The following is a 13,596-nucleotide window of genomic DNA, read 5'->3' on the forward strand; positions in this document are numbered from 1 at the left end:
GGCTCCGACCTGCATTCTTACTTCCTCCGCCCCCTGAGCCTGCACCGAATCAGCGCGGACCTGTCGTTCAGCACCGACCACGTTAGCGCCGCTCAGCACCTCGCCCACCACGGACCTCAGTTTTGGGTGGGCCTTCGCAGGCGTCCTCAGGCGTCGCCGTACGCCTCGCCGCCGAGATCGAATCCGGCCGTGCCCGCCGTCGCGTCGGCGAGCCAGGCGCGGAAGGGCCCGACGTCCGCCTCCGGCAGGCCGACCTCGATCGTGACCGCCTCGGCGTACCGGACGTCGCGCACAGCGCGCCCGGTCGCCCGCAGGTCGTTCTCCAGCTTTCCGGCCCGCTGGTGGTCGACGGTGACGGTGGCGAGCCGGAAGCGCTGTCTGGTGATCGTGCCGACGGCGTCCAGGGCTTCGCCGACCACTCCCCCGTACGCCCTGATCAGCCCGCCCGCGCCGAGCTTCACGCCGCCGTAGTAGCGGGTGACGACGGCGACCGTGTAGCGGACCTCACGGCGCATCAGCATCTGGAGCATCGGTACGCCCGCCGTGCCGCCCGGCTCGCCGTCGTCGCTCGCCTTCTGTACGGCGGCGTCCGCGCCGACGACGTACGCGAAGCAGTTGTGCGAGGCCGTCGGGTGTTCCTTGCGGACGCGTGCGATGAATTCCTGCGCCTCGCGTTCGGTCGCGGCGGGCGCGAGCGCGCAGAGGAAGCGCGACCTGTTGATCTCGGCTTCGTGCACGCCCGCGCGGGCGACGGTCCGGTACTGCTCCTGCATTCGGCCCACCCTAAGCGCAGGCCGGAGGGGGTTACTTCCGCAGCAGCAGGACCACGGCCGCGACCACCAGGCCGACCACCACGGCGGCGGCGCCGTGGGCGAGACGGTGGGCGCGCAGGCCGGGGAGGAAGCGGTCGACGGCGTACCGGCCGGGGCCGGCCAGGGTGAGCGCCACCGCGGCAGCCGTGAGGAGCACTTCGTACTCCACGCCCTCGGGGGCGAAGAAGCCGCCGCCCCACTTCACCGCGAGCACGTTGACCATGGTTCCGGCGACGGCCGCGCCGGCCAGCGGGGTGAGCAGGCCGAGCGCGAGCCCGAGGCCGCCGAGGGTCTCGGTGAGACCGGCCACTGCCGCCATCGCCTCGCCGGCCGGGTATCCGCTCGCGGTGAAGAACTGCCCGGTTCCTTCGAGCCCGCCGCCGCCGAACCAGCCGAAGAGCTTCTGCGCGCCGTGCACGGCCATGGTCAGGCCGAGGGCGAGACGGAGCACGAGCAGGCCCGCGTCGTAGCCGTGGAGCGAGGGGGTACGGCCGGCTGCGGTGCCGTTACTGATGACGGGTACGCCGAGGGTGCTGGTGGGGGGAGTCATGTGAGGGGCTCTCTCCTGTTGCCTGTTGCCTTCGCGGGACCGACTTGAGCATTACTTGAAACTTCAAGTCATGCATGGCGACGATACACATCCGTACAACCTTGAACAACAACGCTCCAGTGAACAGATCGCGCGCCTTCCCGGGAATGCCCGTACGACGCCGTCTGTTGGTCACGAGCAGTGACCTTTCGACTCCAGGAGGCAGGGCGTGTACGGCGACCCGGCAACGATCCGCAAGATCCTCACGCAGTCCGGTGACACCTGGGCGGTGGTGGGCCTTTCCAGCAACCGTTCACGGGCGGCGTACGGCGTGGCCGAGGTGCTCCAGCGCTACGGCAAGCGCATCGTGCCGGTACACCCCAAGGCCGAGACGGTCCACGGCGAGCAGGGGTACGCCTCGCTGGCCGACATCCCGTTCCCGGTCGATGTCGTGGACGTGTTCGTCAACAGTGACCTCGCGGGCGGCGTCGCGGACGAGGCCACGGCGATCGGCGCGAAGGCGGTGTGGTTCCAACTCGGCGTGATCGACGAAGCGGCGCACGAGCGAACCCTCGCGGCGGGCCTGGACATGGTCATGGACCGCTGCCCGGCCATCGAGATTCCCCGGCTCGGCTGACGGGCGACCGGGGCGGGGCGGACCCGGGAGGGCTCAGACACCGAGCCCGTCGATGACGACCGCGCCCGGCAAGCCCGCGAAAGCCTTGCCGGGCACGATGAGCTTGCCCCTGCGCCGACCACTGCCGACCAGGACCCATGGAACGCCGGTGACAGCGGAGTCCACGAGCAGCGGCCAGCCGGCCGGCAGTCCGATCGGCGTGATGCCGCCGTACTCCATGCCGGTCTCGCCGACGGCCGTGTCCATCGGGGCGAACGACGCCTTGCGCGCGCCCAGCTGCTTGCGGACGGCGCCGTTCACGTCCACGCGCGTGCTGGAGAGCACCACACACGCCGCCAGCGTGCTCTCGCCGCCCCGCTTGCCGGCGACGACCACGCAGTTCGCCGACGCGTCGAGGAGACCGGCGCCGTAGTGCTCGACGAAGGCCGCCGTGTCGGCGATCCCGGGGTCGGTGTCGACGTAGATCAGCTGGTCGGCGGGGATGTCGTGGCTCCATGCGCGCACAGCGTCCGCGACCGGCGCGGTCAGCAGGTCGAGGCAGTCGGGAGCGGGGGTGGCGTTGCCGAAGTCTCCGAGAGGTGCGCGCATGAATCCGACGCTAACAGCCGTTGTCTGCGAGCGTGTTGGCCGTCTCAGCGTACGGGCGGGATGGACACGGCCATCGTCATCTCGACCGTCTCGGAGCCCTCGTTGCGGTACCCGTGCGGGACGTTCGCCTCGAACGTCGCGGAGGTGCCCGCGGGCACGGAATGCGGCACACCGTCGACCACGAGAGTGAGTTCACCCGAGGTGACGTGCAGCAGTTCGGTGGTCCCGTCGGGGTGCGGGTCGGACGCGCTGCTGTCACCCGGCATCAACCGCCAGCCCCACAGTTCGAGCGGACCGCGGGCCTCGGTGCCGACGAGCAGGGTGGTGTGGCTGCCGGCTTCGGTGGACCACATACGGACGGCCTGCTCCCGTGGTACGAGCTGGACCTGCTTGCCCTGTTCGTAGTCGAGCAGCGTGGTGATGCTGACGCCGAGCGCGTCGGCGAGCTTCACCGTCGTGCCGACGCTCGGGTTCGTACGCGCCTGCTCGATCTGGATGATCATGCCGCGGCTGACGCCCGCGCGGGCTGCCAGCGCGTCCAGTGTGAAGCCGCGCTCACTCCGCCAGCGCTTGAGGTTGCGGGCGAGCGACTGCGTGAGCTGGTCGAGGTCCGACACATTCCGTCCAATATTTTGGATGACATAGTTCAATGAACTGGACTACGGTCTGGTGTACCGATCGTTCACCACACTGTACTGCGAGGCCCGTCATGACAGCACTCTTCGCCCTGGCCACCAGCCTGCTCTGGGGACTGGCCGATTTCGGCGGCGGGCTGCTGACACGACGTACGCCCGCGCTGACGGTCGTCGTCGTGTCGCAGGCCATCGCCGTGGTGGTCCTTGGTGCGGTCGTTGTGGCGATCGGCGGCTGGAGCGAGGCCGGAGCCCAGCTGTGGTTCGCGGTCGCCGCGGGCGCGGTCGGGCCTGTCGCGATGCTCTGCTTCTACAAGGCGCTCGCGCTCGGGCCGATGGGCGTCGTCTCGCCGCTCGGTTCGGTGGGCGTCGCCGTACCCGTCACCGTCGGCCTGGTCCTCGGCGAGCGCCCCGGACTGCTGCAGTTCGCCGGCATCGCGGTGGCGATCGCCGGAGTGGTGCTGGCGAGCGGTCCCCAGCTGCGCGGGGCGCCGGTGCAGCGGCAGGCGGTCGCACTGACACTGATCGCGGCGGTCGGCTTCGGCGCGGTGCTGGCCCTGATCGCCGAAGCGTCCACCACCCTTACCGGACTGTTCCTCGCGCTGTTCGTCCAGCGCGTGACCAACGTGGCGGTCGGCGGCGCGGCGCTGTACGTGTCCGTCAGGCGCGGCGCGAAGGCCCTTCCCGAGAACGGCGGAATGCGCGTCATCCTGCACTCCCTGCCCGCTCTCGCGTTCGTCGGTCTCGCCGACGTCGCGGCGAACGGCACGTACTCCATCGCCGCACAGAACGGACCCGTCACGGTCGCCGCCGTACTGGCGAATCTCTATCCGGTGATCACCGCGCTGTGCGCGCTCGTCCTGCTGAAGGAGCGGCTGCGCGCCGTGCAGGCGGCCGGAGCGGGGCTGGCGGTGGTGGGCACGGCGCTCCTCGCCGCCGGGTGACCGAGCGGCTCACTCGGCGGTCTTCGTCTCCAGCGGCTCCGGCGGCTCCAGCTCGGCCAGCGCCAGCAGCTGCTCCGGAGTGACGCCCTCGGGGATCGGTACGGGCGCGGGCGTCCGCAGCGGCGGCTGCCAGCCCTTCGCCGCGTCCCAGCTGCGTACGACGCGGGCGGGCGCCCCGGCCACCACCGCGTGGTCGGGCACCTCACCGCGCACGACCGCGCCCGCCGCCACGACGACGTTACGGCCGAGACGGGCGCCCGGGAGGATCACGGCGCCCGTGCCGATCCAGCAGCCGGGACCTATCTCCACCGGGTCCATGCGCGGCCACTGCTTGCCGACGGGGACGTCCGGATCGTCGTAACTGTGGTTCGTGGACGTCACGTAGACGAACGGGCCGAAGTAGCAGTCGTCCGCGATGGTCACCGTCGTGTCCGCGATGACATGACTGCCCCGGCCGAGGACCACACCGTTGCCGAGCCGCAGGATCGGGTCGGGGCCGAGGTCGAGACCGGGCATCATGCCGGCGGTCAGCGTGACCTGTTCCCCGATGATGCAGTGGTCGCCGAGGTGGATCCACTCCTCGCCGAACACGGTGCCCTGCGGGAAGGCGAGCTTCGTGCCGGTGCCGATCGATCCGAAGCGCAGCCGCCCCGGGCGCTCGGCGCTGACCGCCCCGGCCTGCTGGACCCAGCGCCACCCACTGTGTACGGCGCTGGTCACCAGGCGGCGCCGCCAGGCGGACACCACAGACAACGCAGACAGCGATGAGAACGTGTTTCTGTTCTTCGGCACCCGCACACGGTAGTCCGCCGGACGTGGAGGGCCCGGAGCGGCCTGCTGTGATGTTCACCCCACCCGGCATCCTGGAGGCGAAGGGCGTCGCTTACGGTTCCCCTGGCGCGACCGACCAGCACCGAAGCACCAAGGAGCACGCGATGGCAGAGCAGGCTTTGATCACCGGCGTGGGCGGCAAGGAGCCGCGGATCGACCCGTCGGCCTTCGCCGCGCCGACGTCCGTCGTCATCGGGGACGTCACGCTGGGCGCGGGCGCCAGCGTCTGGTATCACACCGTGCTGCGCGCCGACTGCGGGCCGATCGTCCTCGGCACCGACAGCAACATCCAGGACAACTGCACGGTCCATGTGGACCCGGGCTTCCCCGTCACGGTCGGCGACCGCGTCTCGGTCGGACACAACGCCGTACTGCACGGGTGCACGGTCGAGGACGACGTACTGGTCGGCATGGGCGCCACGGTGCTCAACGGCGCGCACATCGGCGCGGGTTCACTGATCGCCGCGCAGGCCTTGGTGCCGCAGGGCATGCGAGTGCCCCCGGGCTCGCTCGTGGCAGGCGTACCCGCGAAGGTGAAGCGGGAGCTGACCGACGAGGAGCGCGAGGGCATCAAGCTGAACGCGGCGATGTACCTGGAGCTGGCCAAGGGCCACCGCGACGCGCACGCGGACTAGCCGCGCCAGCCGGCCGTCATTCGACGGTCGCCGCGACCTTCTGAGGTGCGGCGGCCTCCGACCGGTCCACGGCCTCGGCCTTCGCTTCAGCATTCGCCTCGGACTGCGCCTCTGCCTGGGCGGCGGCCTTCTTCGCGCGGTTCTTGAGTACGAGCATCGAGGTGAGGCCGAACAGTACGGCGACCACCAGGCCCAGCCACGAGAAGCGCTTGAGCCACGCCTCCGCGACCACACCCACCGAGTAGATGACGGCCGTGGTGCCGCCCGCCCACAGGATGCCGCCGAAGACGTTGGCGATGAGGAACTTCCAGTACGGCATGCGCAGTACGCCCGCGAGCGGTCCCGCGAAGATCCGCAGCAGAGCGACGAAGCGGCCGAAGAAGACCGCCCACATGCCCCACTTCTCGAACGAGCGCTCCGCCATCGCGATATTGGATTCGCTGAAGTGCTTGGGGAACTTGCGGCCCAGCTTCGCCAGCAGCGGCCTGCCGCCCTTGCGCCCGATCGCGTAACCGATCGAGTCACCGATGATGGCGCCCGCCGTGGCGCACGCGCCGAGGACGTACGGGTTGATGTCGCCGTGCTGCGAGGCGAGCAGGGCCGAGCTGACGAGAACGATCTCGCCCGGCAACGGAATGCCCAGACTCTCCAGCCCGATGACAATCCCCACCAGGAGGTAGATGCTGACCGCGGGGATGGTCTCGAGCCACTCCGTGATGTGCAACGCCGGTTCCTGTCGTTCGAAAAAGTGCGGCTGAAAAGGTGCGGCTGCCCGCCGTGCGCCCCCGTGGCACACGGCGGGCAGCCTACCCGCACCTCGTCACGCCGTGACGGCGTCCAGGTGGTCGCACCCGTCACACAGGGAGGCGGATCAGCTGTTGGGACGCAGGGTCCAGACGACGGTCATCTCGCCGGTCACGGCGCCGTCCTCGCGCCGGATGGAGATCTCGACGGGGAACTCGGGGCGCTGTCCGGCGTCGAGCTCCGCGACGACGTCCGCCACCGGGCGGCCGAGCGTGGCGGTCGCGGTGACCACGCCCATGGCGAGCTTCTTGTACCCGATCTCGGCCTTGACCGCGAGCGGCACGGCGCGCGACAGCTGGTCGCCGAAGGCCGCGATGACGATGGCGCCGCTCGCCGACTCGGCGAGCGTGAACATGGCGCCGGCGTGCGGGCCGCCCACATGGTTGTGGTAGTCGGCCTGGTCCGGCAGGCGGACCACGGCGCGCTCCGGAGTGGTCTCCAGGAACTCGAGGTGGAGGGTACGGGCCATGGGAACCGTGGCGACGAGCATGTCGCCGACGGACATCTGATCTGCGCTCATGAACGCGATGTTACCCACGAGTAGCCAATCTTGGCCATCCCTCGGGGACCGGACGTAACAACTGCGGCCGCGCACCTCTATCGTTACTGGCCATGTGGCCAGGACAGCAGCCGCCCGGGGGCGAGCAGAACCCGCAGGACGCGAACCAGAACCCGTATCAGCAGCCTGGCTACCAGCAGCCGGGGTATCCGCCACCCGGCCAGCAGCAGCCGGGGTACCAGCAACCCGGTCAGCAGCAGCCGGCGTACCAGCAACCGGGGTATCAGCAGGCCGGTCACCAGCAGCCCAACCCCTACCAGCAGCCGGCCGCGCCCCAGTACGCGGCGGCGATGCCGCCGGGCGGTCCCCGGCCGCCGGACGGCAACCGGAAGAAGACCACTGTCGTCTCGATCGTCGTGGCCACCGCCGTCGTCGCGGCGGCCGTGATCACCGGCGTGGTGATCCTGGGAAAGGACGACGAGGGCGGCTCCACCAAGGCAGGCGGCAAGGGGACGTCCACGTCGCCGCCTTCCGCCACCCCCGAAGAGCCCTCCGCCCCCACCTCCCCCGCCGAGAATCCGCGCGGCGGCTCGGTCGAGCAGGACAAGCCGACGATTCCCGGCTGGAAGGTCGTGACCAACCCGAAGTACGGCACTCGCTTCGACGTACCGCCGGAGTGGGAGGTGCAGTCGCCCGGCCGGAGCCTGAGCTACACGGACGACAAGGACGAGCCGCTGATCTCGATGTCGGCACCGGCCTATTTCAAGAGCGACTGGTGCGACGGGGGGATGCTCGGAGCGGCCGGGAGCCGGGGCGCCAACGGGGCGAGCAAGACGGGTCCCGAGGCCGAGAACGTGGCCGCCGGGTGGGTCTTCGCCAAGTTCGACCAGAAGGAGACCGGTACGTTCAAGGTCTCCAAGGCCAAGCCGTTCACCGCCGCGTCCGGGCTCAAGGGCAGCGTTTCCGTCGCCACCGTCACGGGGGTCGAGAAGAAGGGCAAGTGCGACACCGACGGCAAGTCGATCGCCTTCGCCTTCAAGAACGCCAACGGCGACTTCGCGGTCTGGTGCCTGTTCACCTCGAAGGGCGTCAAGGGCGAGCTGCCCGACGCGACCATCGAGCGGATGCTCGGCACCGTCCGGCTGGCCGGCTGAATCCCGCCCCGGCCTGTCGCCCAAAACGGTTTGGCAATGACAGCCGACGCCAGCGATAGTCCCGAGGTGACATCTCCTGCCGCCGCTCGCCGCCGAGCCCGCCGCCCCGACTGGGCAGGCCGCAACTACGTACTGCTGACCGCCGCCGCGATCGTGACGAACCTGGGTACCCATGGTGCGTTGATCGCGGCGGCGTTCGCCGTTCTCCAAGCGGGCGGCGACGGAGGTGACGTGGGGCTGGTGGCCGCGGCCCGTACCCTGCCGCTCGTCCTGTTCCTCCTCATAGGCGGCGCGATAGCCGACCGGCTGCCGCGGCATCACGTGATGGTCGCCGCCAACGCGCTCAACTGTGTCTCGCAGGCCGCCTTCGCCTTCCTCGTCCTGACGGGCGACCCCCAGTTGTGGCAGATGATGCTCCTGACCGGCCTCTGCGGCGCGGGCCAGGCCTTCTTCAACCCGGCGGCCGAGGGCATGCTGCTGTCGAGCGTCAACGGCGAACAGGCCAACCGTGCCTTCGCCCTGTTCCGGATGGCCATGCACGGCGCGGCCATCGGCGGCGCGGCGCTCGGCGGCGCGCTGATCGCCGCGGTCGGCCCCGGCTGGGTTCTCGCCATCGACGCCGCGGCGTTCGCTCTCGCCGGGGCGCTGCGCGCCTTCCTCGACGTGAGCCACATCCGGCCCCGCGAGCCCGGCGGCGGGATGCTGTCCGACCTGCGCGAAGGCTGGCGGGAGGTCGTCGGGCGGCCCTGGCTGTGGAGCATCGTGCTGCAGTTCTCGGTGGTCGTCGCCGTCGTCGGAGCCGCCGAGGCGGTGTACGGACCGCTCGTCGCCAGGGACGAACTGGGCGGCGCCGCGCCCTGGGGCCTGGCCCTCGCCGCCTTCGGCGCGGGCACGCTCGGCGGCGCGCTGATGATGATGCGGTGGAAGCCCCGGCGTCTGCTGCTCGCGGGCACCCTGTGTGTCTTCCCGCTCGCCCTGCCGTCGGCCGCGCTCGCCGTGCCGCTGCCGGTCGCCGGTCTCGCCGCGGTGATGTTCTTCAGCGGCGTCGCGATCGAGGTGTTCGGCGTCTCCTGGATGACCGCGCTGCACCAGGAGATCCCGGAGGAGAAGTTCTCGCGGGTCTCGGCGTACGACTGGTTCGGTTCGGTCGCGATGCTGCCGCTGGCCACGGCGGTGGCGGGCCCCGTCGAGAGCCTCGTCGGACGCCACGAGGCGCTGTGGGGCTGCGCGGCGCTGGTGATCCTGGTGACGGCCGCGGTGCTGTTCGTACCCGACGTACGGAATCTGACGCGCCGTACGCACGAGGTGGCGAGGAAGACGGACGCGGCTCTGGCCGTGTCAGCCGATGCTGAAGGCCCCGCCGGGCGGCTCGGGTGACTCCACCGCGTCCGCGTCCCGTACGACCGTCGTACCACCGATGAAGCGCACCAGCGAAGGGCCGCTCTCCACGCGCGCGGGGAAGGCGTCGGCGGCGGTCCTGCGGGCGAGGGCCGCCGTGTCGATGGGGGCGTGCGAGGCGATCAGCACCGCGTTGCCGAAGCGGCGTCCGCGCAGCACGCCCGGTTCGGCGATCAGCGCGACCTCCTCGAAGGCGGCGGCGAAGTTGGCCAGTTGGGAGCGGAGGAAGGCGAACGGCGCGCCGTCCGCGAGGTTGGCGGTGTAGGTCCCGCCCGGCCGCAGGACACGTTCGGCCAGGCGGGCGTAGTCGACGGACGTGAGATGCGCGGGCACCCGGGAACCACCGAAGACATCGGCGACGAGTACGTCGGCCGACGCGGCGGGGGCGTTTTCGAGCCACTCGCGCGCGTCGGCGCCGTGCACCCGCACTCCGGACCCTTCCGGCAGCGGCAGGTGCTCGGTGACCAGCGCCAGCAGGCCCCGGTCGGCCTCCACCACGTCCTGGCGCGAGCCCGGCCGGGTGACCTCCGTGTAGCGGGGCAGCGAGAGGCCGCCGCCGCCGAGGTGCAGTACGTCCAGAGGTACGCCCTCGGCGGCCGCGCAGTCGACGACGTGGGCGAGCCGGCGCGCGTACTCGAACTCCAGGTGGGCCGGCTCGTCCAGGTCGACGTACGACTGGGGCGCACCGTCGACCGTCAACAGCCAGGCCCGCCGCCGGTCCACGTCGGGCATCAGCTTGGCGGTGCCCCCGTCCACGTCCCGGATCACGGGTATCGGCTCGTCCACCCCACCATTGTGCGGCGCCGGCCGGCCCGCCCGGACCGCGGAGTCGGTCCGGGCGGGCTCGGCCGTCCGCCTCAGGCGACCAGGCCCGTCACCGTGCCCGCGCCGACCGTGCGTCCGCCTTCCCGGATCGCGAAACCGAGTCCCGGCTCCACCGGCACCTCGCGGCCCAGCTCGACGGTCACCGTGACCGTGTCACCGGGGCGCGCGACAGCCGTTTCGCCGAGGTCGATGTCGCCGACGACGTCCGCGGTACGGATGTAGAACTGCGGCCGGTACCCGCTCGTGACGGGCGTCGTACGGCCGCCCTCCCGCGCCGACAGCACGTACACCTGCGCGGTGAAGCGCCTGGTGGGCGTGATACTGCCCGGCGCCGCCACCACATGACCCCGGCGCACCGCGTCGCGCGGCACGCCGCGCAGCAGCAGCGCGACGTTGTCCCCGGCCTCGGCGGCCTCCATCGGCTTCCCGAAGGTCTCCAGACCGGTCACCACCGTCTCGCCCGCTTTGAATGTCGCAGTCGCGCCCAGCACCTCCACCCGGTCGCCGACCCGGATGGTGCCGCGCTCGACGGCGCCGGTGACGACCGTGCCGCGCCCGGTGATGGTCAGCACGTTCTCCACGGGCATGAGGAACGGCGCGTCCGTGTAGCGCTCCGGGATCGGTACGTACGTGTCCACCGCGTCCAGCAGCGCCTCGATCGCCGCCGTCCAGCGCGGGTCGCCCTCCAGCGCCCTGAGCCCGGAGACCCGCACGACGGGCACGGCGTCGCCGCCGTAGCCGTGCGCGGAGAGCAGGTCGCGCACCTCCAGCTCGACCAGGTCGGTCAGCTCCTCGTCACCCGCGTCGGCCTTGTTGAGCGCCACGACGATGTGGTCGACGCCGACCTGACGGGCCAGCAGGACGTGCTCCGCGGTCTGCGGCATGATCCCGTCGAGCGCGGACACGACGAGGATGGCCCCGTCGAGCTGCGCGGCTCCGGTGACCATGTTCTTGACGTAGTCGGCGTGGCCGGGCATGTCGACATGGGCGTAGTGCCGGGTGTCGGTCTCGTACTCGACGTGCGCGATGTTGATGGTGATGCCGCGCAGCGCCTCCTCGGGGGCACGGTCGATGCGGTCGAACGGCACGAACGTGCCGGTCCCGCGCTCGCCGAGGACCTTGGTGATGGCGGCGGTCAGAGTGGTCTTGCCGTGGTCGACGTGGCCCATGGTGCCGATGTTGAGGTGCGGCTTGGTACGCACGTATGCCGTCTTGGGCATGGTGATCTTCCTCGGAAGGTCGAAGCGGGACGGGGACCCCTGGGCCTTGCCGACCCTCCCCCTGTGGGGTCCGCCGGACGATCCGGGAAGGGTCAGCTTCGGGCGCCGTCGAAGGGCGCTGCGGCAACTGCGACTTCGGCCGCTGCCGGGACGCATGCTGCGAGGGTGAACACGGCAGCCTTCGCAGCGGCCGCGACTGCGGTCCGCGCTGCTTGGAAGGCGTGCCTGAACATGCGTTGATCCTCGCGGACGGCCACCCGCGCGTCGAACGATTTATCCGCCCGACCGCCTGGTGCGGTGCGCGTTACGGCGATCACATGTGCTTGTCGGTTAGTCTCCCCGGATGCTCGACACCGTCGCCCCGCCCGCGCCCGCCGGGTTCACCGTCCGCTGCACCAGGACGTTGCTCTCCCCGTGGTCGCGGCTGTCGCTCCTCGTGGTGATGCTCGCGGCGGCGGTGACGACCGTGCTGGTCTTCGAGCCGCAGCGGCTCCTGAGCGCGGGCTGGCCACCGCAGCTGAGCGGCGCGGCGGCCGTGGTGCTGTTCGGTGTCGCGTACGGGCTGTGCACAGCGGCGTTCGTACCGCGCCCGATCCTCAATCTGGCCGCCGGCGCCCTGTTCGGCTCCCAGGCGGGGCTCGTCGCCGCCGTCGCGGGAACGGTCGTCGGCGCCGGAATCTCCTTCGGCCTGGGCCGGGTACTGGGCCAGGACGCGCTGCGTCCGCTGCTGCGCGGGCGGGCGCTGCTCGCGGCCGACGGTCAGCTGAGCCGGCACGGTTTCCGTACGATGCTCGCCATCCGGCTGTTCCCGGGTGTGCCGTTCGCGGCCGCCAACTACTGCGCCGCGGTTTCCCGCATGGGGTGGTTCCCCTTCCTCCTGGCCACCGGGATCGGTTCGGTCCCGAACACGGCCGCGTACGTGATCGCGGGAAGCAGCGCCTCTTCCCCGACGTCGCCCGCGTTCCTGATCGCGATGGGATTCATCACCCTGTCGGGTCTCGCGGCGGCGGTGGTCGCCTGGCGCAAGCGCCACCGCCTGCGCGGCGAGTAAGCCCGGCGGGCCGGTCTCCGCCTGATCGGGTACGCAGTCGGGGGCTTCCCGCAGCGCCGACATCTTCGGGCGATACGCTGCGCTGCAACTGACCTTGACTGCATCTGCACGCTGCACGCCGCTGCACACATACATCCGGGACGGCATTAGCCCCATGAGTTGGTTCGAATCATTCATCCTCGGACTCGTCCAGGGGCTCACCGAGTTTCTGCCGATCTCGTCGAGCGCCCACCTGCGGCTGACGGCCGCCTTCGCCGGCTGGCACGACCCGGGTGCGGCCTTCACAGCGATCACCCAGATCGGCACCGAGGCGGCCGTCCTCATCTACTTCCGCAAGGACATCGCCCGGATCGTCACCGCATGGTGCAAGTCCCTCGTCGACAAGTCGATGCGCGGGGACCACGACGCCCAGATGGGCTGGCTCGTCATCGTCGGCTCCATCCCCATCGGCGTACTCGGCGTCACCTTCAAGGACCAGATCGAGGGCCCGTTCCGCGACCTGCGGCTGATCGCCACCACGCTGATCGGCATGGGCATCGTCCTCGGCATCGCCGACCGCCTCGCGGCCCGCGACGAGGCCGGCGGCAGGCACCGCGCGATCAGGGAGCGCAAGACACTCAAGGAGCTGGGCGTCAGGGACGGTCTGATCTTCGGCTTCTGTCAGGCCATGGCCCTGATCCCCGGTGTCTCGCGCTCCGGCGCGACGATCAGCGGCGGGCTGCTGATGGGGTACACCCGCGAGGCGGCGGCGCGCTATTCGTTCCTGCTCGCCATCCCCGCGGTGCTCGCGTCCGGCGTCTACGAGCTGAAGGACGCGGGCGAGGGCGGCCATGTGACATGGGGCCCGACGATCTTCGCGACGATCATCGCGTTCGTCGTCGGTTACGCGGTTATCGCATGGTTCATGAAGTTCATTACGACGAAGAGCTTCATGCCGTTCGTCATCTACCGGATCATCCTCGGCATCGCGCTGTTCATCCTGGTCGGCACGGACACCCTCAGCCCGCACGCCGGGGAGTCGGCGGGCTGATCCGCAT

Annotated in this window: 16 protein-coding genes; 7 read left to right on the plus strand and 9 right to left on the minus strand. The window is 70.7% G+C overall.

The features are described from left to right. Window positions 1-146: 146 nt before the first annotated feature. Together AC1P0E_RS03850 and AC1P0E_RS03855 are read right to left on the minus strand one after the other, a co-directional pair. Entirely contained in the window at window positions 147-773 is a 627-nt protein-coding gene (locus tag AC1P0E_RS03850; RefSeq protein WP_482740735.1) for a YigZ family protein, read from the minus strand. A gap of 31 nt (window positions 774-804) precedes the next feature. Then, complete coding sequence (locus AC1P0E_RS03855) at window positions 805-1,362, minus strand: DoxX family membrane protein (protein ID WP_482740736.1); 558 nt, start codon at window positions 1,360-1,362, stop codon at window positions 805-807. 208 nt (window positions 1,363-1,570) lie between these two features. On the opposite strand from AC1P0E_RS03855, the gene AC1P0E_RS03860 reads away from it, so the two are divergent. Continuing rightward, the gene (locus AC1P0E_RS03860; RefSeq protein ID WP_482740737.1) at window positions 1,571-1,978 is read left to right on the plus strand and encodes a CoA-binding protein; all 408 of its coding nucleotides are present in this window, start codon (window positions 1,571-1,573) and stop codon (window positions 1,976-1,978) included. A gap of 33 nt (window positions 1,979-2,011) precedes the next feature. Here the strand turns inward: AC1P0E_RS03860 and AC1P0E_RS03865 are convergent, their stop codons facing one another. Together AC1P0E_RS03865 and AC1P0E_RS03870 are read right to left on the minus strand one after the other, a co-directional pair. Next, the gene (locus AC1P0E_RS03865) at window positions 2,012-2,566 is read right to left on the minus strand and encodes a YbaK/EbsC family protein (protein ID WP_482740738.1); all 555 of its coding nucleotides are present in this window, start codon (window positions 2,564-2,566) and stop codon (window positions 2,012-2,014) included. 44 nt (window positions 2,567-2,610) lie between these two features. Next, window positions 2,611-3,183 (minus strand): helix-turn-helix domain-containing protein, encoded by a 573-nt coding sequence (locus tag AC1P0E_RS03870; RefSeq protein WP_482740739.1) that lies wholly within the window; start codon window positions 3,181-3,183, stop codon window positions 2,611-2,613. A gap of 92 nt (window positions 3,184-3,275) precedes the next feature. Between AC1P0E_RS03870 and AC1P0E_RS03875 the strand changes: the two genes are divergently transcribed. After that, entirely contained in the window at window positions 3,276-4,142 is an 867-nt protein-coding gene (locus AC1P0E_RS03875) for an EamA family transporter (RefSeq protein ID WP_482740740.1), read from the plus strand. Between the two features lie 9 nt (window positions 4,143-4,151). Here AC1P0E_RS03875 and AC1P0E_RS03880 read toward each other — a convergent pair whose 3' ends face one another. Further along, on the minus strand, window positions 4,152-4,934 hold the full coding sequence (locus AC1P0E_RS03880) for an acyltransferase (RefSeq protein ID WP_482740741.1): 783 nt from the start codon (window positions 4,932-4,934) through the stop codon (window positions 4,152-4,154). Window positions 4,935-5,077: 143 nt separating this feature from the next. Between AC1P0E_RS03880 and AC1P0E_RS03885 the strand changes: the two genes are divergently transcribed. Then, window positions 5,078-5,608, plus strand: a complete 531-nt coding sequence (locus tag AC1P0E_RS03885) for a gamma carbonic anhydrase family protein (RefSeq protein WP_482740742.1) — start codon at window positions 5,078-5,080, stop codon at window positions 5,606-5,608. A gap of 16 nt (window positions 5,609-5,624) precedes the next feature. Here AC1P0E_RS03885 and AC1P0E_RS03890 read toward each other — a convergent pair whose 3' ends face one another. Both AC1P0E_RS03890 and AC1P0E_RS03895 read right to left on the minus strand, forming a co-directional pair. Beyond that, the gene (locus AC1P0E_RS03890) at window positions 5,625-6,332 is read right to left on the minus strand and encodes a DedA family protein (RefSeq protein ID WP_482740743.1); all 708 of its coding nucleotides are present in this window, start codon (window positions 6,330-6,332) and stop codon (window positions 5,625-5,627) included. A gap of 147 nt (window positions 6,333-6,479) precedes the next feature. Beyond that, window positions 6,480-6,917, minus strand: coding sequence for a DUF4442 domain-containing protein (locus AC1P0E_RS03895; RefSeq protein WP_482745643.1), 438 nt, complete (start codon window positions 6,915-6,917; stop codon window positions 6,480-6,482). Between the two features lie 107 nt (window positions 6,918-7,024). Here AC1P0E_RS03895 and AC1P0E_RS03900 point away from each other — a divergent pair, with 107 nt between their 5' ends. Together AC1P0E_RS03900 and AC1P0E_RS03905 are read left to right on the plus strand one after the other, a co-directional pair. Further along, the gene (locus AC1P0E_RS03900) at window positions 7,025-8,065 is read left to right on the plus strand and encodes a DUF8017 domain-containing protein (RefSeq protein ID WP_482740744.1); all 1,041 of its coding nucleotides are present in this window, start codon (window positions 7,025-7,027) and stop codon (window positions 8,063-8,065) included. A 36-nt stretch (window positions 8,066-8,101) separates the two neighbouring features. Then, complete coding sequence (locus AC1P0E_RS03905; RefSeq protein ID WP_482740745.1) at window positions 8,102-9,442, plus strand: MFS transporter; 1,341 nt, start codon at window positions 8,102-8,104, stop codon at window positions 9,440-9,442. Here AC1P0E_RS03905 and AC1P0E_RS03910 read toward each other — a convergent pair. Together AC1P0E_RS03910 and tuf are read right to left on the minus strand one after the other, a co-directional pair. Further along, window positions 9,404-10,249: a spermidine synthase gene (locus AC1P0E_RS03910; RefSeq protein ID WP_482740746.1), complete on the minus strand. Its 846-nt coding sequence runs from the start codon at window positions 10,247-10,249 to the stop codon at window positions 9,404-9,406. The two genes, AC1P0E_RS03905 and AC1P0E_RS03910, sit on opposite strands and share 39 nt — an antisense overlap. Window positions 10,250-10,320: 71 nt before the next feature. Next, window positions 10,321-11,508, minus strand: a complete 1,188-nt coding sequence (gene tuf, locus AC1P0E_RS03915; RefSeq protein ID WP_482740747.1) for an elongation factor Tu — start codon at window positions 11,506-11,508, stop codon at window positions 10,321-10,323. A gap of 343 nt (window positions 11,509-11,851) precedes the next feature. Between tuf and AC1P0E_RS03920 the strand changes: the two genes are divergently transcribed. Both AC1P0E_RS03920 and AC1P0E_RS03925 read left to right on the plus strand, forming a co-directional pair. Continuing rightward, on the plus strand, window positions 11,852-12,559 hold the full coding sequence (locus AC1P0E_RS03920; RefSeq protein ID WP_482740748.1) for a TVP38/TMEM64 family protein: 708 nt from the start codon (window positions 11,852-11,854) through the stop codon (window positions 12,557-12,559). A gap of 154 nt (window positions 12,560-12,713) precedes the next feature. Beyond that, the gene (locus tag AC1P0E_RS03925) at window positions 12,714-13,589 is read left to right on the plus strand and encodes an undecaprenyl-diphosphate phosphatase (protein WP_482740749.1); all 876 of its coding nucleotides are present in this window, start codon (window positions 12,714-12,716) and stop codon (window positions 13,587-13,589) included. Window positions 13,590-13,596 lie beyond the last annotated feature (7 nt).

The sequence above is a fragment of the Streptomyces sp. TRD_SC_5 genome (genome assembly GCF_056836825.1).

Bases quoted from the DNA above. Each gene is read 5' to 3' on its own strand.
- AC1P0E_RS03850 (WP_482740735.1), bottom strand. From the start codon at position 773: ATGCAGGAGCAGTACCGGACCGTCGCCCGCGCGGGCGTGCACGAAGCC.
- AC1P0E_RS03855 (WP_482740736.1), bottom strand. From the start codon at position 1,362: ATGACTCCCCCCACCAGCACCCTCGGCGTACCCGTCATCAGTAACGGC.
- AC1P0E_RS03865 (WP_482740738.1), bottom strand. From the start codon at position 2,566: ATGCGCGCACCTCTCGGAGACTTCGGCAACGCCACCCCCGCTCCCGAC.
- AC1P0E_RS03875 (WP_482740740.1), top strand. From the start codon at position 3,276: ATGACAGCACTCTTCGCCCTGGCCACCAGCCTGCTCTGGGGACTGGCC.
- AC1P0E_RS03885 (WP_482740742.1), top strand. From the start codon at position 5,078: ATGGCAGAGCAGGCTTTGATCACCGGCGTGGGCGGCAAGGAGCCGCGG.
- AC1P0E_RS03895 (WP_482745643.1), bottom strand. From the start codon at position 6,917: ATGTCCGTCGGCGACATGCTCGTCGCCACGGTTCCCATGGCCCGTACC.
- AC1P0E_RS03900 (WP_482740744.1), top strand. From the start codon at position 7,025: ATGTGGCCAGGACAGCAGCCGCCCGGGGGCGAGCAGAACCCGCAGGAC.
- AC1P0E_RS03905 (WP_482740745.1), top strand. From the start codon at position 8,102: ATGACAGCCGACGCCAGCGATAGTCCCGAGGTGACATCTCCTGCCGCC.
- tuf (WP_482740747.1), bottom strand. From the start codon at position 11,508: ATGCCCAAGACGGCATACGTGCGTACCAAGCCGCACCTCAACATCGGC.
- AC1P0E_RS03920 (WP_482740748.1), top strand. From the start codon at position 11,852: ATGCTCGACACCGTCGCCCCGCCCGCGCCCGCCGGGTTCACCGTCCGC.
- AC1P0E_RS03925 (WP_482740749.1), top strand. From the start codon at position 12,714: ATGAGTTGGTTCGAATCATTCATCCTCGGACTCGTCCAGGGGCTCACC.